Origin of the sequence: Actinophytocola sp. (genome assembly GCF_035942955.1) — a bacterium.
GTDB lineage: Bacteria > Actinomycetota > Actinomycetes > Mycobacteriales > Pseudonocardiaceae > DASYTH01.
The window spans coordinates 12,436-33,459 of record NZ_DASZCQ010000134.1 but is presented as its reverse complement, the minus strand read 5'-3'; the positions used below and the strand labels follow the sequence as shown (position 1 = coordinate 33,459).

Below are 21,024 nucleotides of genomic sequence, written 5' to 3'. Positions count from 1 at the left end.
CGGCGGGGGTGGTGCGGGATGGGGGGTGTGCGCCGGTGGTCGTCGTGGTGGGGGCGGGGGCGGACGAGGTCAGGGCGACGGCGAACCTCGGCGGAGTGTCTGTTGTGGACAATCCGGAGTGGGAGTCGGGGATGGGGTCGTCGCTGCGGGTGGGGTTGGCTGCACTGTCCGGAGTGGACGTTGTGGCGGCGTTGGTCGTTCCGGTGGATACGCCGGGGATGACGGTGGAGGCGGTGCGGCGGGTGCGGGGGTTGGCGGGGCCGGGGGTGTTGGCGCGGGCGACGTATGACGGCGTGCCGGGGCACCCGGTGTTGATCGGGCGGGAGCACTGGGCGGGAGTGTGCGAGCTGGCGACCGGGGATGCGGGGGCGCGGCCGTACTTGAAGGTCCATCCGGCGATCGAGGTGCCGTGCGGGGATGTGGCGTCGGGGTTGGATGTGGATCGGCCGGAGGATCTGCCTTAGGCCGCGGCCGGGGACTTGGCGAACTGGGTGGTGTAGAGGTCGGCGTAGCGGCCGCCGGCGGCGAGCAGGGTGTCGTGCGTGCCGGACTCGACGATGCGGCCGTCCTCGATGACCAGGATCTGGTCGGCGGCGCGGACCGTGGACAGGCGGTGGGCGATCACGATGGCGGTGCGTCCGGCCAGCGCGTCGGTGAGCGCCTCCTGGACGGCGACCTCGGACTCGGAGTCGAGGTGGGCGGTGGCCTCGTCGAGGATCACCACGCGCGGCTGGGCGAGCAGCAGGCGGGCGATGGTGAGGCGTTGACGTTCGCCGCCGGAGAGGCGGTAACCGCGCTCCCCCACGACGGTGTCGAGTCCGTCGGGGAGGGAGGCGACGAGATCGGCCAGGCGGGCGCGGCGCAGCGCGTCCCAGATCTGCTCGTCGTCGGCGTCCGGCGCGGCGTAGGCGAGGTTGGCGCGGATCGTGTCGTGGAACAGGTGGCCGTCCTGGGTGACGACGCCGACGGTGTCGCGGAGCGAGTCGAACGTCAGGTCTCGAACGTCTATATTGGACAGTCGGACCGCACCGGAGTCCACGTCGTACAGTCGGGGGATGAGCGTGGCGATCGTGGACTTGCCGGCGCCGGACGGGCCGACCAGGGCCACCATCTGGCCGGGCTCGGCACGGAACGTGATGCCGTGCAACACTTCCTGGCCGCCACGCTGGTCGAGGACGGCAACTTCCTCCAGTGACGCAAGGGAAACCTGGCTGGCGGCCGGGTAGCCGAAGCGCACGTCGTCGAACTCGACGGAGACGCCGCCGGGTGGCACGGAACCGGCCCCGGGCCGCTCCTTGATCATCGGGGGAAGGTCGAGCACCTCGAAGACCCGCTCGAAGGAGACCATCGCGGTCATCACGTCGACCCGGACGTTGGCCAGCGCGGTCAGCGGGGTGTAGAGCCGGGTGAGCAGCAGGGCAAGGGCCACAACGGTTCCAGGGGCCAGCTCGCCGCGCAGCGCCAGGTAGCCGCCGAGGCCGTAGACCAGCGCCTGGGCCAGCGCCGAGACCAGGGTGAGGCTGGTCATGAACCACCGGGTGAGCATGGCGGTGCGCACGCCGATGTCGCGCACCCGGCCGGCCCGTGCGCCGAACTCGTCGGCCTCGACGCGCGGCCGGCCGAAGAGCTTGACCAGCGTCGCGCCGGGGGCGGAGAAGCGCTCGGTCATCTGGGTGGTCATCGAGGCGTTGAGGGTGGCGGCCTCGCGTTGCAGGTCGGCCATCCTGCGGCCCATCCGGCGCGCGGGCAGCACGAACACCGGCAGCAGGAGCAGCGCCAGGCCGGTGACCTGCCAGGACAGCGTCATCATGACGCCGAGCGACAGCGCCAGCTGGATCACGTTGGTGACCAGGCCGGACAGCGTCGAGGTGAACGCGCGCTGGGCGCCCATCACGTCGTTGTTGAGCCGGCTGACGAGCGCGCCGGTGCGGGTGCGGGTGAAGAACGCCACCGGCATGCGCTGCACGTGCTCGAACACCGCGCGGCGCAGGTCGTAGATCAATCCCTCGCCGATGCGCGCGGACTGCCAGCGCTCGGCGAGCCCCAGCCCGGCATCCATGATCGCGACGCCGGCGATGGCCAGGGCCAGCCACACGACCAGCCACGCCTCCCGGCCGCCGACGATCGCGTCGACCACCCGGCCGGCCAGCAGGGGCGTGCTCACCGCGAGCACCGCCGAGATGACGGTCAGCAACAGGAAGACGACCAGCTTCGCGCGGTGCGGCCGGGAGAACGCGAACACGCGGCGCACGGTGCCCTTGCGCAGCGACCGCGGCGTGGTCGGCGCCTTCATCGCGCCCCGCATGAACATCCAGGTCCCGTCCATGCCGGCCCTCCTCATCGGTTCATCGCACGCAACAACACCCGCGGGTCGCTGGAGCTTCCCTCGATCATTACTCTGCGGGCATGCCGCAGCCGATCAGCCGTGTCCCGCCGGTGCGGCTCGATCTCCTGTTCTACCTGGTAGGTCTGACATTCGCGGGCGCGAGCGCGCTCTGGTCGGAGTTCTACGGCTACCGGGTCTGGGGGAACCTCGCCACGATCGGTTACCTGCTTGCCGTGGCGCACACGGCGTTGCTTGCCGGCCGGGGGCCCGGCCGGCTGCGGTCGCGGTGGATTCCGATCGGCCTCGTGGCGATCTTCGCGATCCTGGTTCCCACGGCCGTGCTGGTGATCGTGCGGTCGCCGGCGTTCGTGTGGGGACCGTGGCCGTGGTCGTTCCCGGCGCAGCCCGAGGTCTGGGTGGTGGAGCGGTCCGCCCGGCTGCTGCTGGACGACGGCACGCCCTACCCCGCCCTCGGCCCGACCCCGCATCCCGACGACTACACGCCGTACGGCCCGGCGATGACGATCTACGGGCTGCCCCGCGCGATCCTCGGTGACGGCCCGGCGACCGACGCGCGGCTGATGTTCCTGGCGATCAGCGTGCTCTGCGTCGTGCTGACGTTGCGGCTGCTCGGCTGGCCACGGGTTCCGGTCCTGGCGGCGCAGCTGGCCGTGGTCAACCCGATCACCGCGCTCACCGCGAGCGTGGCCGGCGACGACCTGCCGGTGATCGCGCTGATCGTGCTGGCCGCCGCGCTGGTCTACCGGGCCGGCCCGGTCCCGGCCGGGATGGTGGGCGCACTCGTGGTCAACACCAAGCTGACCGCCCTGCCCGCGATGGCCGTGCTGACGGTCGCGATGTTCGCGCACCGGGGTGGTCGCGCGGGGGCGATCTTCCTCGGTACGATCTGCGCGGCCACGGTGATCATCGTTGGGCCGGTCCTCGCGGCCGATCCGGCGATGTTCATCGAACACTTGATCAAGTTTCCGGCGGGGCTCGGGCAGGCGCGCTCACCGGCGGCAAGCCCGCTGCCGGGCCACCTGATCGCCCAAGCCGGCCCGATCGGACATGCGGTAGCCATCGGGCTGCTCGGCGTCGCGGCCTGCGCGATCACCGCATGGCTGGTGCTGCGCCCGCCGCGCACGCCGGCGGACACGCTGACGCGGATCGCCGTCGGACTCGGTGCGGCGATCGTGCTCGCTCCGGCTACCCGCTGGGGCTACCTGATCTACCCGTTGGCCATGCTCGGCGCGGCGGCCGGTTTCGCCGCCACCACACCGAATCCCGGTTCCGCCGCCGACACCCACGCGCACGGCGGCACCCCAGTAGGACCGACCGAATCGGTCGCGGACCCCGACCCCTACTGAAAGAACATCCGCGCAGAAGAGGCTTCGGGCCTACTTCTTCTTGGTGCGCGTCGCGCCGCCCCGGCCGCGCAGCGTGACGCCGGACTCGGAGAGCACTCGATGGACGAAGCCGTAGGAGCGCCCGGTCGACTCGGCCAGCGCGCGAATGCTGGCGCCTTTCTCGTACTTCTTCTTGAGGTCAGCGGCCAGCTTGTCGCGCGTGTTGCCGGTGATCCGCGCGCCTTTCTTCAGGTCAGCCACGTCATCCGCCTTCCGTAACGTGTAACTGAGGTCAGTGCAACCCCTGCCGAGCAATGATCGAACAGGTCGGCCCGGAACGCCAGGCGAGATCCAAAAATCCCGACGGAAGTCCCCCAGACGCACCAAAGCAGGACCCGTCTGCGCCCGCTTCATGGCTCTACTACCGGCATCCGTAACGGGGTTCTCAAGCCAGCTGAACGAGTTCGAGATAGTCGGCGGACCAATGATCCTCGGTGCCGTCCGGCAGGAGGATCACCCGCTCCGGCTCGAGGGCCTCCACGGCACCGGGGTCGTGGGTGACGAGCACCACGGCGCCGGTGTAGCGGCGCAGGGCGTCCAGGACGCGCTCGCGGCTGGCCGGGTCGAGGTTGTTGGTCGGCTCGTCGAGCAGCAACACGTTGGCCGCGCTGGACACCAGGCCGGCAAGGGCCAGCCGGGTCTTCTCCCCGCCGGACAGCGTTCCGGCCGGCTGGTCGAGTTGCTCGCCGCTGAACAGGAACGCGCCGAGCAGGGTGCGCAGCTGTTGCTCGGGGCGGTCCGGGGCCGCGTGGCGCACGTTGGACCAGACGCTCGCGTCATGGTCGAGCGTCTCGTGCTCCTGCGCGTAGTAGCCGATCCGTAGGCCGTGGCCGGGAATCACGGCGCCGGAGTCCGGCCGCTCCATGCCGCAGAGCAGGCGCAGCAACGTGGTCTTGCCGGCGCCGTTGAGACCGAGCACGACGACCCGGGATCCCTTGTCGATAGCCAGATCCACTCCTGTGAAGACTTCGAGCGAGCCGTAGCTTTTGCTGAGTCCTTCCGCGGTGAGCGGGGTTTTGCCGCACGGCGCCGGCTCCGGGAAGCGGATCTTGGCCACCTTGTCGGACTGGCGGACCTCCTCCAGCCCGGACAGCATCCGCTCGGCCCGGCGGATCATGTTCTGCGCGGCGACCGCCTTGGTGGCCTTGGCACGCATCTTGTCCGCCTGGGCCATGAGCGCCGAGGCCTTCTTCTCCGCGTTGGCCCGCTCGCGCCGGCGCCGCTTCTCGTCGGCCGCGCGCGCGTCGAGGTAGCGCCGCCAGCCCATGTTGTACACGTCGAGCTCGCCGCGCATGGCGTCGAGGAACCAGACCTTGTTGACCACCTCGGCGAGCAGGTCGACGTCGTGGCTGATCACCACGAGGCCGCCGTTGTGCCCCTTGAGGAAGCCACGCAGCCAGGTGACCGAGTCGGCGTCGAGATGGTTGGTGGGCTCGTCGAGCAGCAGCGCGGTGCCGGCGCCGCCACCGATCTCCGAGGCGCCGAACAGGATCCTGGCCAGCTCCACCCGCCGGCGCTGCCCTCCGGACAGCGTGCGCAGCGGTTGGGTCAGCACCCGGTCGGGCAGGCCGAGGTTGGCGCAGATCCGGGCCGCCTCGCTCTCGGCGGCGTAGCCACCGAGGGCGGCGAAGCGCTCCTCGAGCCGGCCGTAGCGGCGCACGGCGCTGTCCCGCGTTCCGTCGTCGACGTGCTCGGCCATCGCGGTCTGCGCCTTCTCCAGCTCGCGCAGCAGATCGTCGAGGCCGCGCGCGGACAGCACCCGGTCCTTGGCGGTGACGTCGAGGTTGCCCTCGCGCGGGTCCTGCGGCAGGTAGCCGAGCGGGCCGGACCGGTGCAGCTTGCCGCCGTAGGGCTCGCCCTCGCCGGCCAGCACCCGAAGCGTGGTGGTCTTGCCGGCGCCGTTTCGGCCGACGAGGCCGATCCGGTCGCCGGGCTGGACGCGCAGCGTCGCGTCGGACAGCAGGATGCGCGAGCCGGCGCGCAGCTCGAGATCCGTGGCTGTGATCACTGAGATGACTCCCCGAGAAGATGTGGTCGGTGGGCAGGGGTCAGCGGCTCGCCTGTCGTGACCGGCGAGCTGGACGCCCTAGTCCTCCGTCCGAACCACCACGAGGCCAGTGTACGGGTGACCCGCAACGCGGTTATCGAGGCTCGCGGCTAAGCGCCCGCCTGGAGAGACATTCAGAACCCGACCCAGCGAGCGTGGGCCGCCGGGCGGTGTCGCTTCCGACTAGCGAGGGCAGGCCGGAGGCCTGTCCGAGCGGTCGGACACACAACCACAAGCACGAGTCTCCACAGACCAGCGACGCCGCCCGGCGAGCTGGCCCGCCCGAGTGGTCGGGCAGCAACCACGCAGCCAAGCCGAGACAGACAAGCTGTGGTGACCACCTCTGTTCTGAATGCCGCTCGCTTCGGAAAGGCACAGTTAGAGTGCTCGCCATGACTTGGGACTTCAGCGGCAAGGCCGCGCTCGTGACCGGGGCCAGCCGGGGCATCGGCCTCGCCATCGCGACCGAGCTGGTGCGCGGCGGCGCCGCGGTGACCATCATGTCGCGCAAGGCCGACGACATCACCGCGGCCGGCGAGCGGCTGGCCAAGGAGATCTCCGGCGCGCGGGTGCTCGCGCTGGCCGGCAACGCCGGGCGGCACGAGGACCGCGAACGGGTGGTCCGGCAGACCGTGGAGGAGCTCGGCAGCCTGGACATCCTGATCAACAACACCGGGATCAACCCGACCTACGGCCCGCTCGCCGACGCCGACCTCGGCGCCGTGCTGAAGACCTTCGACACCAACGTGGTGGGCGCGCTCGGCTTCGTGCAGCTGGCCCTGCGCGCGTGGATGGCCGAGCACGGCGGCAACATCGTCAACGTCTCGTCGGTCGGCGGGCTGCGGTCGACCGGCGTGCTCGGGGCGTACGGCGCGAGCAAGGCCGCGCTCAACCACCTGACCATGGAGCTGGCCTGGCAGCTCGGCCCTTCTGTGCGCGTGAACGGTGTGGCCCCGGCCACCGTGAAGACCCGGTTCGCCGAGGCGCTCTACGTCGGCCGCGAGGACGAGGCCGCCCACGCCTACCCGATGAAGCGCCTCGGCACCCCCGAGGACGTCGCCTCGCTGGTCGCCTTCCTGGTCTCGGACGAGGCGTCGTGGATCACCGGCGAGACCGTCCGGGTGGACGGCGGCCTGCTCGCCACGGGATCGCTGGGCTAACGCTCCTGCCGGAAGCGCGGTCCGTCCCGGAACTGCCCGGGCCCGTGGTCGCCGTGGCGCGAGATCCCGGGCCGGTCCCGATCATGGTCGCTGGCCGCCCCGATGAAGTAGCCACCCAGCCCGCCGCCGAGCAGCAACACGCCCGCGACCACGGCCGCCACCCACGTCCGTACCGTCGACGGCACCCGTCTCGGCGCGGGCGGTGGCGGAGGCGACGGGGCCGGCTGCGCGGGCGGCACCTCCTGCTGCGTCGGAGGCGCCTGCGCGGCCTGCTCAGCCTGCTGAGATTGCGCCGGTTGCGTGGGCGCATCCGCCCCTGACTCCTGCTCCCGGTCCGGGTCTGGCTGTGTCTTGTCTGTCTCACTCACACCGCCAGCCTCTACCACACACCTGTGCTGAAGCTGAGACCTAGCTGTGGATTGTGGACAACTCGATCGTGTCGGTTTTCCCTGTGGACAAGCATTTTGACGGCCCTCGACCGCGGTCTACGCTCGGCGCCATGACTTCTCCACGGGAACTGGACCGCCAGGTTCGTCAGAACCGCAACGACATGGAAGCGCTCTATGACAAGTTCGATCAGACCAACGCGAAAGTGGATGCAGTCGGCAGCAGAGTAGATGCCGTCAGCGAGCGAGTAACGACGATCGCCTCCGTCCAGCAGGAGCACGGCAACCGCTTGGAAGAGATGCAGCACACGCTCGAATACCATGCCGCCAAGCAGGACTCCACGACTAGCAGGCTGAACCACATGAGCCACCAGTTGGGGCGCCTAGAAGACAACCAGCGCAAGCACACTAAGCGGCTCGATAGCCACGACGGGAAGCTGGACGAGATCCTGGGGCTACTGCGGCAGCGTGAGTAGGAAGGAGTGCCAGGCGGCGGCGGGGAGGGTGAGCTCGCCGCCACTGGTGTTCTTGGAGTCGCGGATCGAGACCGCGCCTGCAGTGGGCGCGATCTCCACGCAGTTGCCGTCTCCGCTGCCGCCGCTGAAGCTGCTCTTATACCAGCGGCGGTCCCTCGGCTCGGGTGACGTCATCGTGGGTCCCTCGCGGTCGGTCGTGAGCGCTTGCCGCGGTGGCAAGCCACGTCCGCGATTGTTCCTCATCCAGGGCGACCGTGGACAGCCGGGCGAGAACTTCTCGGTAGATTCGCACATCCTCGTCGCCGTCCAGGAACATGCTGGTGGTGTCGTGCTCCAGGCAGACGATCGGCCGGCCCTGGGAGTAGGTCATGAGGGCGAACGGGCCGGCCATGCCGGGCACCGGGCCCGCCTTGACCCGAACGACGCGGATGGTGAGGTGCGGGCGGGAAGACGCGAACACCAGGTGCAGAAGCTGATCGTTCATGATGGCGTTGGTGCCGACCGGTAGGCGCAATGCGTTCTCGTGCAGGAAGAAGATGCATTTCGGCGGGCGGTGGCGACGCAGCAGCGCCTGCCGGTCCTTGCGGGCACGCACCTTGGACTCGATGGCACGTGCCGGGGTCAGGCCGTACTGGGTGATCAGCGCGCGGGCGTAGTCCTCGGTCTGGAGCAGGCCGGGAACCACGACCAGTTCGAAGCTCTGGATCGCGTTGGCGGTGGTTTCGATGGTGATCAGGCTGAGCAGCTCGTCGGCGAGGCGGTTGCCGTGGGGTTCGACGAAGTACTCGTGCCTGTCGTGGAAGAACTCGAGGATCTGGTGGATGTCGTCACCTGGGGCGCGGCAGCAGGCGAGGTACATGGCGGCGTCTACTTCGGAGACGCCGCGGCGGCCGCACTCCATGTTGGACACTTTGGCGCCGGACCAGCTCAGCATGCGGGCGAGCTCCTGGCCGTCGATGCCGGCGCGTTCGCGCCAGGCGCGCAGCTCGGCGCCGACGGCTCGGGCACGGGCGGTGAAGTTTCCTCTCGTCATGGTGACGACGCTAACGATTGTCAGGGTGGAAAACGGTTCGACACGGCGTGATTAGAGGACGAAGGCGTCGGACCAGGGTTGGGAGGTGCGGCCGGAGAGGGCGTCGAGGAGGGTGGCGGCCTGGGTGTCGGTCAACGAGGCGACGAAGTCGATGACGGCGCGGCCCTGGGCCAACGAGCGAAGGGCGTCGATGCCCTGGGGAATCTCGCCGGCGGGGCCCTTCAACGCCAGCGGGGCGGTTGCGGACAGGGTGGTGTACTCGGACTCGGCGAGGGCGGCCAGGTCGTGTAGGCGGCGGGGCAGACGGTCGGCCTCGTGGCGGTCGCCGAGCCACTGGTCGAGCGCCTCCACCAGAGACGTGAGCAGGCGGGCTTGGCCTCGTTGGTGCAGCGCCAGATCCGGGCGGCGCAGCACGAAGCGGCGGTGCACGAACTTGAGGACCTGCACCTCGTGCCACTGGGCGGGGGCCAGCACGACGTGGCCGGATCGGGTGGGTGGGTCGAGGTCGACGCCGATGCCGGCGACCAGGCGGGCGGTCCACCGGGCGGAGAACCGGCCGATCGACTGCTCGGCCTCGACGGAGCCGTCGAACGGGGTGGCGAGCAGGTCGTCGACCAGCTCGGCGCGGACCCGGGACACCGCGGCGATGAACGCCTCGTCGTCGACGATCCACGAGTCGCGGCGGTGCAGGCGGCGGCGCAGCTGCTCCAGCGAGCGTCCGGGGCGGCGGGACTGGGCGGCCAGCGCGGCGTCGTCGAGCCCGGCGAGGTCGATGGCGCCGGCCAGCCACTGGCCCAGCTCGGCCGCGACCGGCGCGTGCTGCAGGACGCCGATGCGGTGGAAGTCCTCAAGGTCGTGGATGGCGTAGGTGATGTCGTCCGCAGTGTCCATCACGGACGCTTCGACGGTCTGCTGCCAGTCGGCGATCCGGGCGGCGAACGGCTCGCGGCAGCGGGTCAGGTCGTCGAGCTCGGTGACGTAGGCGGAGAACTTGCTCGATCCGGTGTGCGGCTCGGCGGGCGGCGCCGAGGCGCCGCGCGGCGGGACCGGCAGGGTGCTTGGGTGCGGCGACGGGTACGACAGCCGGGTCCACGGGTACTTGAGCAGGGCGGCGCGCACCGCGGCGGTCAGATCGAGGCCGACGCCGCTCGGGCCGCGGGTGTCGGTGGTGGTCACGATGCGGAAGCTCTGCGCGTTGCCCTCGAAACCATCCGGTAGCTGAAACCTGTTGCGCGCCAGGCGATCCAGCACCTGCTCGCCGAGGTGGCCGAACGGCGGGTGGCCGAGGTCGTGGGCCAGCGACGCGGCCTCGACCACGTCCGGGTCGCAGCCGCCGAGCTTGTCGAGCATCGGCACGACCTCCGCGTTGGCCGTCAGCCGCTCGGCGATCGCGCGCGCGACGTGGGCGACCTTGAGGCTGTGGGTCAGCCGGTTGTGCAGCAGTCCGGACCCGCTGGCACTGACCACCTGGGTGACCCCGCCCAGCCGGGCGAAGAACGGTGACGAGGCGATCCGGTCGCGGTCGGCCCGGAACGGGCTCGCCGCGAGGTCGGCGGGCACACCGTCGACGCGCGCGGACCGCCGCGCCTCCCGCCGGTCGATCAAATCACCGTTCACGTTCCGGGACCCTAATCGTCCGCGGCCGGGATTGCCCGATCAAGAAGGAATGTGCCATGGCTTTCTTCTTCGAAAGGAATGTCACGTTGCTTCCACGCCGGTTGTGCTGAGATCGTCGGGTGGACGTTCTTGTCGCCGGAGCAGGGCCGGCGGGATGGGCGGCCGCCGCGGCGTGCGCCGCCGCCGGGCTGGACACCGTGCTCGTCGACCCCGCTCCGCACGCCCGCTGGCGCGCCACCTACGGGCTGTGGACCGAGGACTGCACCGTGCTGCCCGCGGGCAGCCGGTGGGTCCAGGCGGGCGCAAGGGCGGTCGCGATGACCGAGCACCGGCTGGACCGCACCTATGCCGTGCTGGACAACGAATCGGTGCGCACCGCGCTGACCCGGCCGGAGATCGCCACCGTGGCCGACGGGGTGACCGCGGCGTACACCGGTCCGCACGGCTCCAGCGTGGCGCTCACCTCCGGGCGGGTGCTGGCCGCGGCGGTCGTGATCGACGCGACCGGGACCCGGCGGGTGCTGTCCGGCGGGCCGGTCCGGGCGCCCCGCGTCGAGCAGAGCGCGTTCGGCGTCGTGCTGCCGGCGGGCGCCGCGACGCCGCTGGTCGAGCCGGGGGCCGCGCTGTTCATGGACTGGCGGCCGGTGCCCGGGTTCGACCCGTCGACGTTCCTCTACGGGGTGCCGCTGCCGGACGGGCGGGTGCTGCTCGAGGAGACCTCGCTGGCCCGGCGGCCCGGGATGGGCCTTGCGGAGTTGCGGTCCCGGCTGCTCGCGCGGCTGGGCGCGTTCGGCGTGCCGGTCAGCGGCGGGGCGACCGAGCGGGTCCGGTTCCCGCTCGACCTGCCGGTGCCGCGCCGCCGGGCCGGGGTGGTCACGTTCGGCGCGGCCGCCGCGCTGGTGCACCCGGCGACCGGGTACGGCGTGGCGGACTCGTTCCGGCTCGCGCCGCGGCTCGCCGAGGCCATCTCCGGCGGGCTGGGCCGCGACCCGGGAATGGCGATCCGGGCGGCGCGGCAGGCGCTGTGGCCGCCGTCGGCCAGGGCGGTGCGGGTGCTGCGGCGGCGGGGGCTTTCGGTGCTGCTCGCCCTGCCACCGGCCCGGCTCCCGCAATTCTTCGAGCTGTTCTTCCGGCTGCCGCCAGATCTGCAACGAACATATCTTGCCGGCCGCGACGACATCGCCGGAACCGCCAGGGCAATGACCGCGATCTTCCGTGCCGCCGAAGGACCGCTGCGCGCCTCGATTGCCCGCCACTGGGCCAAACCGGTGAACCTTGGACCATTCTCCGTGAACAATCGGTGACATCCATGCCGCCGTACCAGCGGAATCGGCATGATTGGTCGATGTGGCCGAGGTGCCTCAGCTGACGTTCGCCTTTCAACCGCTGGTCAATACCCGCACGGGGCAACCGGTCGCCGTCGAGGCGCTGGCCAGGCCACAGTCCGGCACGGTCTACGACCTGCTGTGCGACGCCGGCCATGCCGGCCAACTCACCGCCACCGACGTCGCCCTGGCCAGCAGCGCGGTGCTCGCCGCGGCCGAGGCGCACACCGTAGGGCCGCTGCATCTCAACGTGCTGGCGAGCACCGCGGCCCGGGCCGAGACGCTGCTGAGCTACCTCGACGTTGCGCTGCGCCAGGCGGGCAGGGCGCCGGGCGACATCACGCTGGAGATCTCCCCGCCGTTCTGCCGGGTCCCGCGGACCGAGCTGGTCGGCGGGCTGCGGGCGTTGCGGCGGCACGGCTTCCATCTGGCGTTCGACGCCGTGGGCAACGGCGACCTGCCGCTGTCGATCCTGGTGGACGTCCCGCCGGACATGCTCAAGCTCGACCCGCGGCTGCTGCACGGGCTGCCCAGGGATGCCGCCGCGGTGGCGCTGGTCGAGGCGTTCGCTCAGCTGTCCGCCCGTACCGGCGTACGGCTCGCGGCGGTCGGCGTGGAGTCGGGGGAGCAGCTCGTGCTATTGCGGCGCCTGGGAGTCCGGCTGGCGCAGGGCAACCTGCTGGCGGCGCCGGACCACCGCGCCGGGGCCGCGGTCGCGGTGTCGCAGGCCGCCGCCGAGCTGATCGAGCTGTCGCCGGCGGCCGCGCCGGTGGATCAGACACCGCTGATCGCCGATCTGCTCCACGATGCGGCCACGCTGGCGGAGGACGCCACCGCGGACGAGGTCCGGGAGGTGTTCGCGCACCAGCCCGACATCAACGGCGTGGTCCTGGTCGACCGGCAGCACCGGCCGTGCGCGTCGTTGGACCGCAGCCGGTTCCTGCTGGCCGTCACCGGGCCGTACGGCCACGCCCTGCACGCCAAGCGGGCCGCGTTCCGGCACGCCGACCCGCCGCGGCTGATCCGGTGGGACGCGACCGCGCTGCAGCTGCTGGAGATGGTCGGCGGGTCCGACGGGCAGCGCACCGGCGACGACGTCGTGGTCGTCGACGGCGACGGGCGCTGCGCGGGGATCGTGCGGCTGACCGAGGTGGTGCGGTGCGTGGCCGAGGCCAAGGTGGAGCAGGCGGCCGCGCTCAACCCGCTCACCCGGCTGCCCGGCACCGACGCGGTGGCCAGGGAGATCGAGCGGCGGATCGCCCGGGCGGAGATGTTCGTGGTGGCCTGGCTGGACGTGGACTCGTTCAAGTCGGTCAATGACACCGTCGGGTTCGCGGCCGGCGACGATCTGATCCGCGCGCTCGGGCAGGCGTTGTCCGACGCCGAGTCCGACCTGCCCGGCACCCGGGTCGGGCATGTCGGCGGCGACGACTTCCTCGTGGTCGCCGACCTGGATGAGATCGCTCCGCTGGCCGAGCGCCTGGTCGATCCGCTGTGGACGATCGAGGGCATGACCGTGAGCGTGTCGCTCGCGACGCTGGTCTGCGGCATCGACTCGGTCGGCTCCTACCGCGAGGCGTCGAAGCTGCTCGCCCCACTGAAGAAGCAGGCAAAGGCGGTGCCCGGGTCAAGCTGGGTACTCGGCCGGCCGAACTCCCAGCGGGTGGACATCCTCCGCGGCCGGGCCCGACACTCCCAGCTAGTGTCGTGAGCGCTTGAGCGCAGGCTGGGAGGGTTCGTGTCTGAGGTCCTGAGGATGCGGCTGGACGATGGCAGCAGTGTGCTGGTGGAGAACACGGAGCCAGCCAGGTCGGGCATCGACCGGGTTGGTCGGGTGCGCGACGCGGTCGCAGAGGCCGGTGACACGCTGCAGGAGGCGGTGTTGCGCCTGCGGCCAGCGGTGGACGCGATCGTGACCGGGATGCGGGGCCTGGCCAGCAGCCCGGACAAGGTCAAGGTGGAGTTCGGCATCAAGTTGACCGCCGAGGCGGGTGTGGTGGTGGCCCGGGCGTCCACCGAGGCGAACTTCAAGGTCTGTGTCGAGTGGAGAGCCGACTGAGCCTCAGGGACACGGCCGCTCCTGCGGTGCGCCCAACTGGGCCAGCACGGCGCGCTCGTCATCGGTGAAGTCCCAGTTGCTGAGCTGGCACAGCGCGCCGAGCCACAGGTTCGGGTCCAGCTCGATCGACCGGGTCTCGTCCTTGCCGAACACGGTCAGCCGGTCGTCTTCGAGTGTCCATCTGGCGGCGTAGCTGGTCGGCCCGGTGAGCGTGGCCAGACGTTTGCCGGTGTCCTGGTCCCAGATGTGGGCCACCTTGTTCGTGGCAAGGTCGATGGTGATCAGCTTGTTGTCCGGGGTGAAGCCGAGGACACCGGTTCCCCCGGTCGGAATCGGCCTGCCTCGCTTGCGCGTCGGTTCGATGTCCCAGAGCTGGACGTCCCGGTCGGGCGTGTGCACCGCGGCGATCGAACCCTTGGGGTTGAACCGAACCGAGCCCTGGGACACGTTGGACCGGTCGAGCGTCGCGATGGTTCGGTGCTGGTCGAGGTTCCACAGTTCGGCGTCGCCGTTGGGTTCGATCACGACCGCCTCCGCCGGGTGCTGGGGACGCGGTTCCAGCACCGCCAGATGGGCGGAGCGGCGTAGGGCGTCGCGGTCGGTGCGCACCTGTATCGGTGTGCCGATCTGCCGACCATCGTTCGGGTTCCACCGGGTGATCATGCCGGCGTGCAGGACCGTGACCTGGTCGTTGTTCAGGATGCCGACCGAGCTGCTCCACTGATCGGCCTCGTAGCCGTCCTCGTTGGGCGGTCCGCCGAGCGTTGGTGGCAGCGGGAGGCTGATCCGGGCCTCGATGGTGAGCGCCGGCACCGCGTAGATCACCAGCGTGTCGTCGCGGACCACAAGCAGGCGTTTGCCGTCCGGGCTGAAGTCGAGCGGCTTGCCCCGTCCACACGTGCCCCAGCAGGGAATGCTGCCGGGGGCGGTGGCGACGGTGGCGTTGGTCTCGAGGTTGATCAGGTTGATCGCCCCGGACGGGTCGAAGGTGACCCCGAGGTCTCCTTGCCGGTTGGTGACCTCACTCGTGGCCGCCGCCGCAGCGCTCTGGTCGAGTCTGGATGGGCGCTGCCGGTACAGCAGATTCTTGTTCCCGATCAACACGACGGGATGGCCGTCCGCGCCGGCGAACATCGCGATCTTGTCCTGGAACTGGTCCGGGCCGATGCCGGTGGTGTTCAAGTCCATGGTGGGGGTGGCCAACCGGTAGGTGCGACCCGTCCGCAGGTCGGTGACGGTGAACTGGCGGTTGGCGTCGGCCTCGTCCGAATACTCGCGGACAATTGCATAGTTGGTACTGGTGTCGAGCTCGAAGCCGTAGCACGAGGGCACCGGGATGCTGCGTTGCCGCGTTCCGGTGGCCAGGTCAAGGACGTCGAGGCTCTCTCTGTAGCCTGAGCCTGGCGAGGGGTCACCGCCGGTTGCGCAGTGGACGAGAGCGGCGCCGTTCTGTGCGATCTTGTCGGAATTGGGGTTTGGCTTGGGGACCGCCCGCATCAGCTGTCCGGTGGTGAGGTCGTAGATGTTCGCGCCGCTGCCGGGCGTGTCCAGCACCACCGTGTTCGGCGTCGGGCCGAAGAACATGATCTCCGTGGCGCGATCGGGACCCAGGCGCTGGGCGATGGGGACGGTCCGGTGCTGCTCCAGGTCCCACAGTTCGAATTCCGGGTTCGCGGATTCGTATTGGCTGCGCTGGATGAGCAGTTTGGTCTCGTCCGATGAGAACGCCATCGACCGCACGATGCGGCTGGGCTGTGTGGTGTCGCGCAGCATGACCGCCGGGCTGTGCCGTTGGAGGTCCCACAGCACGACGTGGCCGATGGCGCTGGTGTAGCCGAGGAGCTTTCCCGATGGGCTGAGTTGGAACGTTCCACCGGGTACTCGGTGGGGAAGCGGCGCCATCACATCCCGATGAGGGTCGTCCCCATTGAGTCCCGTCCACACGCTGGGCAGCCCGTCCTTGTTGACGAATGCCGCGACCGAGCCGTCCGGGCTGGTCATGATCCGGTCGAGACCGTTGTGCCACGGGTCCTGGACCACCTTCTCGACCGATTGCAGGCCGGCGTACTGGGTGAACAGGGCACCGTACGCCTCCGAGGTGGGCGCGGTGTTCCAAGCGGCTAGGGCCAGTTGCAGCGCCATACGTGGATTGATGGTCCGGAACCGCAACGAGTCCTCGGCCAGTGCCCTGGAGTGCGCGAGGCGCAGCTGGTCCTGCGCCCTGTTGTTGGCCCGCTGAGCCAGCACCGCGAGGCCGCCCGCCACCAGCGCCAGGATTGTGATCACCGCGATCACCCCGAGCAGGACACGGTGCCGGCGCCGCTCCCGGGCCTGGCTCGCCCGGATATACTCCCGTTCCTCAGTGGACAGATCGGCGTCACCGGCGAGCCATTCCTCGGCCCGGGCCAGTGCCGCGCCGCGCAGCAGGCCGCCCGGGTCCCGGTTGTCGGCCAGCCACCGGGACATGCCGCCGCGCAGCTGTTCGCGCCAGGACAGGAAGTCCCGCTCCTCGGCCAGCCACTCGCCCAGCCGGGGCCACCGGTCCAGCAGCGCCTGGTGTGCCAGCTCGACGATCTCGGTGCCCGTGGCGGTCCTGCCGACGACGACAAGCCGGCCGGTGGACAGCTTGCCCAGCACCGGAAACAGCTCATCGTCCACATCGGACAGTAAGAGCGGCCGGCGGAGGAACCCGCCGTCGTCATCGGGCCGGGCCAGTCCCACCAGCAGCCGGCGCGCGGACTCCTGCTCGGCGGGGGTCAGCCGCCCGTACAGCCCTTCGGCGTAACCGGCCAGCGCTCCGGCGACACCGTCCAGCTCGTCGTAGGCGCCGTGGGTCAGCGTACCCGCGCTGCGGTTGTCCCACAGCCGGGCCAGCGCGAACTCCACCAGCGGCAGCGTCCCCGGCTCGGTGCCCGCGTCGTCGAGTATCCGCGCGACGAGCCCCGGCTCGAACGCGACACCGCCCGGGCTGATCGCCTCCGCCAGCTGCGCGCGGGTCATCGGCGGCACGAACACCACGCCACCCGCCACGGCATCGGCGGTCCGGTCGGTGACCAGCTCGTCCAGCGCGCCCGAACGCAGGGTCAGCACGACGGCCAGGGCAGGCGATCCGTCCCGGTGCCGCCGCGCCGCGCCGGCCAGGTCCAGCACGAGCTCGAACAGCTCCCGCGTCTCGGACGACCGATCGGCGCTGCCCTCCTCGAACTGGTCCATGACGATGAGCAGGCCACCCGGCTTGGCATTCGACAGCAACCGGTCGGTCAGCCACGGCAGGGTCTGGGCACGCGCCGTGGACAACCGCGCCGCCAATGACTCCGCCTCTACCAGCCGAGCCTGCTCGGTCAACTCCGGCTCCAGTACCGGCAGCAGCGCTCGCGCGAACGAGGTCAGCGCGGGTTCTCCGGGCAGCAGGCGGAACACGGCGACGTCCATCCGGCGTCGCCGCACGGCGGGGACCAGGCCAGCGCGCACCAACGAGGACTTGCCACTGCCCGACGGCCCGGCCACGACCACAATCGGCCGCGTGCCAACGAGATCCAGCAACCGCTCGGCGAGCGACTCGCGGCCGCGGAACCATTCCGCGTGCTCTTCGTAGAACGGTTCCAGGCCCCGGTACGGGCAGATCTCGCCGGGGTCGGGGGCCGCGATCTCGGGATGGGCCGCCAGCAGCGCGCCGACCGGAAGCACGTAACTGGTGGTGGTGTGCGCGCCGCGCTCGGCCGCGACGACCATGCCCACCACCCCACCGCTCGACGGCGCGAATACCGGAGAGCCGCTGAACCCGGGACCGACCGGTCGGCGCCCCGGCGCCGATTCGATCTGCAGCCAGCCAGCGCCGTTGGCGGCCCGCAGCTCGGCTTCCACCCACACCCCGTAGTCCGAGCCCAGGTCGGGCGGGAAACCGAAGACCCGCACCTGCTCGCCCCACCGCGTCGTGGTGTCCGACAATCTCGACGGGACCGCCACGGACGGCGTCGCGGCCAGCCGCAGCACGGCGATATCGCCGCGGCCATCCGGCTCGATGCCGTGCCACGCAACCACGTGCGCGGTCGCGCGGGTATCGCCGGCCAGCAACGGAAAATCGACCATGACGGGCCCGTCGGGCCCCTCGGTGCCCAGCACGTGCGCACAGGTCAGGACCAGCTCGCCGGTTGCCAGGAACCCCGTGCCTACCACTTCACCAGCGCCGTTGTGGATTCGCGCGATCGCCTCGGCAGGTACCTGATCACCACGCACCCTGACTCCCTATCTGGTTGGCGGCGCCAGAGTAACTGCCCGTGACCGTCCTCGTACAGAAATGCTCAAAGCGACGGACGATCTGAATGATTCGGCGGCACGGTTACCGGAGCGCGTAACACGCCTACCGGAAGGCGGGACACGCCCGGGTCACGACAGGGTTTCGCCGAGGGTGGCGATGGCGGCTTCGAGTTGGTCGTCGGACAGGTAGGGGGCGGGGCCGAGGCGGAGGTGGTCGCCGCGGCTGTCGGTGGAGACGCCGCGGTGGGCGAGGGCCTGCCGCAGCCGGCCGGCGTGCGGGGAGCGGAGGGCCAGGAAGCCGGCGAAGGCCGTGCGCGGGGTGGTGCGGTCCCGGGTGATCAGGTCGTCGGGGGCGTTGAGCGCGTCGAAGGCGTCGGCCAGCAGGCCGGTTTGGTGCTGGGAGATCTCGCGGAGCAGGTCGGGGGTGAGCTTCTGCTCGTCGAAGAAGTCGAAGACCCGGGCGGCGCGGTAGTGGCTGGTGGGGTCGTAGGTGGATCCGGCGAACCGGTCGCCGCCGGGGGCGTACACGACTCTGTCCGGTGTGGACTCGTCGGCGAGCGCGGCGAACTCGGCGAACCAGCCGGTGATCACCGGGCGCAGCCCGGCCGCGTGCGCGGGCAGGCGCAGGAAGCAGTTGCCCTCGCCCAGTTGCAGGTACTTGTAGCCGCCGCCGGTGACCCACGCCGAGCGCGGGGCGGAGAACGGCAGCACCCCGAGGGCGTGGTAGGCGTCGATGAGCAGCTCCACTCCCGCGGCCGCGCACGACTCGGCCAGCCCGGCCAGACCGGGCACGATGCGGGACGTCTCGAACAGCACGGCCGAGACCAGCACCGCGCTGGTGCGCGCGTCGGTCGCGGCGGCGAGGCGCTCGGCGAGCGTGTCCGCCGGCTCGGCGGGAACGCGGACCACCTCGACGCCCTCCTCGGCGAGCCGGGCGAGCTGCCGGCGCACCGAGTGGAACTCGCCGTCCGTCGTCACCAGGCGGGGCCGGGCGCGCAGGTCGAGGGCGGACAGGAACCGGACCACGAGGGCGTGGGTGTTGGCATCCAGCGCGAGGTCGGCGGTGGGATCGTCGAGCAGGCGGCGGAACCCGCCGCGCACCCGTTCGGCCTTGGCGAAGGCCCGCTCCCACTTGGCGTCCACGGCCTCGGCCGCGTCGGTGAACGCCTCGACCTGCCCGTCCAGCGCGACGTCCGGCCAGGCCTGGTGCGAGTGCCCGGTCAGCAGCAGCCGCTCCGCCACCCGGAACCGGGAGTAGTGCGGCGCCAAGGCGTTCGGGCTGCGGCGAAGATCGTCGATCACAGCTCGCTCCGTACCGCCCACAGATCGGGAAACACCGGGTGGAACAGCGTGGTGCGAAGGTACGCCGCGCCGGCGGACCCGCCGGTGCCCGGCTTGGCGCCGATCGTGCGCTCGACCATCTTCACGTGCCGGTACCGCCATTCCTGCATGCCCTCGTCGAGATCGACGAGCAGTTCGGCCACTGTGGACGGTCCGGAGTCGTCCCGGTACACCTCGAGCAGCACCCGCTGCACCTCCTCGGACGGCTCGATCGGCTTGGTGTGGTCACGCTCGGCGGGAACGGCGTACCCGTGCACCGAAAGGTACCGCAGGAAAGAGTCGAAAATGGACGGTCGGCGCATGGCCTCGGCGATCCGGTCCCGCCCCGGGTTGCCCTCCGGGTAGTTGTCCAGCACGCGGAGGTCGCGCCGGCCGAGCACCGCCTCCAGCTCGCGGAACTGCGCGGACTGGAAGCCGCTCGACGCCTCGAGCCGGGCCCGGAAGCTGGTGAACTGGCGCGGGGTCATGGTCTCCAGCACGTCGATCTGCGCCACCACCACCTTCAGGATCGTCAGCGCCCGCCGCAGCGTGCGCACCGAGTGCGCCGTGTCGCCTTTCTCCAGCCGCTGCTGCAGGTGGGCCAGCTCGTGCAGGAGCTGCTTGAACCACAGCTCGTACACCTGGTGGATCACGATGAACAGCATCTCGTCGTGATCGTCGGACCGCGGGCGCTGCGCCCCCAGCACCTCGTCGAGCGCCAGGTACGACGTGTAGGTCAACGCCGCGGAATGCCGGTCGGAGTTCATGGCGCGGTCACCTCATCGAAGTAGCGCTGCGCGGCGGGCGCCAGCGCCGGATACAGGTTGTGGAACAGCCGCACGGCCTCGGCCCGGTGGCGCGGCGCCGGCACGAGATCCTCCGGCAGCTCCGGGTCGAGGAACGGGAACTCGCGGAACGTGTGCACCAGCCGGGTGCGCAGCAGCAGCGCCTCCCGGTCGCCGGCGGCCCCGTGCTCGTGCGCCCGGAACTGGTCGACGAACGCCCGGTACCGCTCGGCCAGCTCGCCGAGGTTCCAGATCCGCGGCACGAACGCGGCGAAGTCCACCGCGATCGACGGCCGGCCGACCATCATCCCGACGTGCTCGGTGATGCCCAGCTCGATCACCAGCGCGGCCACCTCCCGCTCGCGGTCGTGCGGGGCGATCCAGGTGCCGTCCTGCACGGACCCGAAGCCGAGAAACCGCAGGCGGCGCACGAGCCGGGTGCGCGCGGTCCGCCGGTCCTCGGGAATCGCGTGCCACAGCACGGTCCACGTGGTCGTGCGGCGGTGCGCGACGCCGAGCGTGAAGATCCGCCCGTCGCCCTCGGCCAGCACGGTCAGCGTGCGCCGGGTGAGCTGGTAGTGCACCAGGCGCCCGGACTTGCTGCGGGTCAGCAGATCGCGCGCCACCAACCGGTTGAGCGCGACGCGGGCGGCGCCGGCGGAGAAGCCGAACTCCTCGAGCAGCCGCACCAGGCCGCCCGACCAGACCTCGCGCCGCCCGCACGGGGTGACGTAGGCGCCGAGCAGCGTCAGCACCAGATCCTGCGGGGCCGGCTCGAACCCCCGCAGCAGGTCAGCCATGCAGTGCAGTTTAGTTGACGCTTCAGC

The 21,024-nt window shown here is 70.9% G+C and carries 18 protein-coding genes; 7 read left to right on the top strand and 11 right to left on the bottom strand.

The genetic code is table 11. The annotated features are described in order from the left end of the window. Positions 1–464 (top strand): nucleotidyltransferase family protein (locus tag VGX25_RS13760; protein ID WP_326918145.1); only part of this gene is annotated, 464 nt, incomplete at its 5' end. On the opposite strand, the gene VGX25_RS13755 is transcribed toward VGX25_RS13760, so the two are convergent. Further along, complete coding sequence (locus tag VGX25_RS13755) at positions 461–2,326, bottom strand: ABC transporter ATP-binding protein (protein WP_326918144.1); 1,866 nt, start codon at positions 2,324–2,326, stop codon at positions 461–463. The two genes, VGX25_RS13760 and VGX25_RS13755, sit on opposite strands and share 4 nt — an antisense overlap. A gap of 80 nt (positions 2,327–2,406) precedes the next feature. Between VGX25_RS13755 and VGX25_RS13750 the strand changes: the two genes are divergently transcribed. Continuing rightward, positions 2,407–3,693: a glycosyltransferase 87 family protein gene (locus tag VGX25_RS13750; RefSeq protein ID WP_326918143.1), complete on the top strand. Its 1,287-nt coding sequence runs from the start codon at positions 2,407–2,409 to the stop codon at positions 3,691–3,693. Positions 3,694–3,723: 30 nt separating this feature from the next. On the opposite strand, the gene VGX25_RS13745 is transcribed toward VGX25_RS13750, so the two are convergent. After that, the gene (locus VGX25_RS13745) at positions 3,724–3,933 is read right to left on the bottom strand and encodes a helix-turn-helix domain-containing protein (protein WP_325160150.1); all 210 of its coding nucleotides are present in this window, start codon (positions 3,931–3,933) and stop codon (positions 3,724–3,726) included. Positions 3,934–4,117: 184 nt separating this feature from the next. Beyond that, positions 4,118–5,740 carry an ABC-F family ATP-binding cassette domain-containing protein gene (locus VGX25_RS13740; RefSeq protein WP_326918142.1) on the bottom strand — a complete coding sequence of 541 codons (1,623 nt, stop codon included), beginning with the start codon at positions 5,738–5,740 and terminating at the stop codon, positions 4,118–4,120. Positions 5,741–6,171: 431 nt separating this feature from the next. On the opposite strand from VGX25_RS13740, the gene VGX25_RS13735 reads away from it, so the two are divergent. Continuing rightward, the gene (locus VGX25_RS13735) at positions 6,172–6,939 is read left to right on the top strand and encodes an SDR family oxidoreductase (protein ID WP_326918141.1); all 768 of its coding nucleotides are present in this window, start codon (positions 6,172–6,174) and stop codon (positions 6,937–6,939) included. Here VGX25_RS13735 and VGX25_RS13730 read toward each other — a convergent pair. Then, positions 6,936–7,091 carry a hypothetical protein gene (locus VGX25_RS13730; protein WP_326918140.1) on the bottom strand — a complete coding sequence of 52 codons (156 nt, stop codon included), beginning with the start codon at positions 7,089–7,091 and terminating at the stop codon, positions 6,936–6,938. The two genes, VGX25_RS13735 and VGX25_RS13730, sit on opposite strands and share 4 nt — an antisense overlap. 347 nt (positions 7,092–7,438) lie before the next feature. Here VGX25_RS13730 and VGX25_RS13725 point away from each other — a divergent pair, with 347 nt between their 5' ends. Further along, complete coding sequence (locus tag VGX25_RS13725; RefSeq protein ID WP_326918139.1) at positions 7,439–7,801, top strand: hypothetical protein; 363 nt, start codon at positions 7,439–7,441, stop codon at positions 7,799–7,801. Here the strand turns inward: VGX25_RS13725 and VGX25_RS13720 are convergent. From VGX25_RS13720 to VGX25_RS13710, 3 genes are read right to left on the bottom strand one after another with little or no spacing between them, the layout of a single operon-like run. Beyond that, positions 7,781–7,975: a DUF397 domain-containing protein gene (locus tag VGX25_RS13720; protein WP_326918138.1), complete on the bottom strand. Its 195-nt coding sequence runs from the start codon at positions 7,973–7,975 to the stop codon at positions 7,781–7,783. The genes VGX25_RS13725 and VGX25_RS13720 overlap by 21 nt on opposite strands. Further along, positions 7,938–8,834, bottom strand: a complete 897-nt coding sequence (locus VGX25_RS13715; protein WP_326918137.1) for a helix-turn-helix transcriptional regulator — start codon at positions 8,832–8,834, stop codon at positions 7,938–7,940. Before VGX25_RS13715 ends, VGX25_RS13720 begins: the two co-directional genes overlap by 38 nt. A 51-nt stretch (positions 8,835–8,885) precedes the next feature. Next, positions 8,886–10,436, bottom strand: coding sequence for a deoxyguanosinetriphosphate triphosphohydrolase family protein (locus VGX25_RS13710; protein WP_414635796.1), 1,551 nt, complete (start codon positions 10,434–10,436; stop codon positions 8,886–8,888). A 134-nt stretch (positions 10,437–10,570) separates the two neighbouring features. Between VGX25_RS13710 and VGX25_RS13705 the strand changes: the two genes are divergently transcribed. Genes VGX25_RS13705 through VGX25_RS13695 form a run of 3 tightly spaced genes read left to right on the top strand, consistent with a single transcriptional unit; the run spans position 10,571 to position 13,835 of the window. Then, positions 10,571–11,755: a lycopene cyclase family protein gene (locus VGX25_RS13705; protein ID WP_326918136.1), complete on the top strand. Its 1,185-nt coding sequence runs from the start codon at positions 10,571–10,573 to the stop codon at positions 11,753–11,755. A 52-nt stretch (positions 11,756–11,807) separates the two neighbouring features. Further along, on the top strand, positions 11,808–13,487 hold the full coding sequence (locus VGX25_RS13700; protein WP_414635795.1) for an EAL domain-containing protein: 1,680 nt from the start codon (positions 11,808–11,810) through the stop codon (positions 13,485–13,487). Between the two features lie 27 nt (positions 13,488–13,514). After that, the gene (locus VGX25_RS13695) at positions 13,515–13,835 is read left to right on the top strand and encodes a CU044_2847 family protein (RefSeq protein ID WP_326918134.1); all 321 of its coding nucleotides are present in this window, start codon (positions 13,515–13,517) and stop codon (positions 13,833–13,835) included. Between the two features lie 3 nt (positions 13,836–13,838). Here VGX25_RS13695 and VGX25_RS13690 read toward each other — a convergent pair whose 3' ends face one another. From VGX25_RS13690 to VGX25_RS13675, 4 genes are all read right to left on the bottom strand, one after another. Then, positions 13,839–18,011: a trypsin-like peptidase domain-containing protein gene (locus tag VGX25_RS13690; RefSeq protein WP_326918133.1), complete on the bottom strand. Its 4,173-nt coding sequence runs from the start codon at positions 18,009–18,011 to the stop codon at positions 13,839–13,841. 210 nt (positions 18,012–18,221) lie between these two features. Beyond that, positions 18,222–19,394 carry a kynureninase gene (locus VGX25_RS13685; RefSeq protein WP_326918132.1) on the bottom strand — a complete coding sequence of 391 codons (1,173 nt, stop codon included), beginning with the start codon at positions 19,392–19,394 and terminating at the stop codon, positions 18,222–18,224. Then, positions 19,391–20,179, bottom strand: a complete 789-nt coding sequence (locus tag VGX25_RS13680; protein WP_326918131.1) for a tryptophan 2,3-dioxygenase — start codon at positions 20,177–20,179, stop codon at positions 19,391–19,393. The genes VGX25_RS13685 and VGX25_RS13680 overlap by 4 nt, the downstream gene beginning before the upstream one ends. Continuing rightward, positions 20,176–20,997, bottom strand: coding sequence for a PaaX family transcriptional regulator C-terminal domain-containing protein (locus VGX25_RS13675; protein ID WP_326918130.1), 822 nt, complete (start codon positions 20,995–20,997; stop codon positions 20,176–20,178). The genes VGX25_RS13680 and VGX25_RS13675 overlap by 4 nt, the downstream gene beginning before the upstream one ends. Positions 20,998–21,024: the final 27 nt, after the last annotated feature.

Excerpts from the sequence above, each read along its gene's own strand:
- VGX25_RS13755 (WP_326918144.1), bottom strand. The coding sequence starts at position 2,326 with ATGGACGGGACCTGGATGTTCATGCGGGGCGCGATGAAGGCGCCGACC.
- VGX25_RS13750 (WP_326918143.1), top strand. The coding sequence starts at position 2,407 with ATGCCGCAGCCGATCAGCCGTGTCCCGCCGGTGCGGCTCGATCTCCTG.
- VGX25_RS13735 (WP_326918141.1), top strand. The coding sequence starts at position 6,172 with ATGACTTGGGACTTCAGCGGCAAGGCCGCGCTCGTGACCGGGGCCAGC.
- VGX25_RS13725 (WP_326918139.1), top strand. The coding sequence starts at position 7,439 with ATGACTTCTCCACGGGAACTGGACCGCCAGGTTCGTCAGAACCGCAAC.
- VGX25_RS13720 (WP_326918138.1), bottom strand. The coding sequence starts at position 7,975 with ATGACGTCACCCGAGCCGAGGGACCGCCGCTGGTATAAGAGCAGCTTC.
- VGX25_RS13715 (WP_326918137.1), bottom strand. The coding sequence starts at position 8,834 with ATGACGAGAGGAAACTTCACCGCCCGTGCCCGAGCCGTCGGCGCCGAG.
- VGX25_RS13680 (WP_326918131.1), bottom strand. The coding sequence starts at position 20,179 with ATGAACTCCGACCGGCATTCCGCGGCGTTGACCTACACGTCGTACCTG.
- VGX25_RS13675 (WP_326918130.1), bottom strand. The coding sequence starts at position 20,997 with ATGGCTGACCTGCTGCGGGGGTTCGAGCCGGCCCCGCAGGATCTGGTG.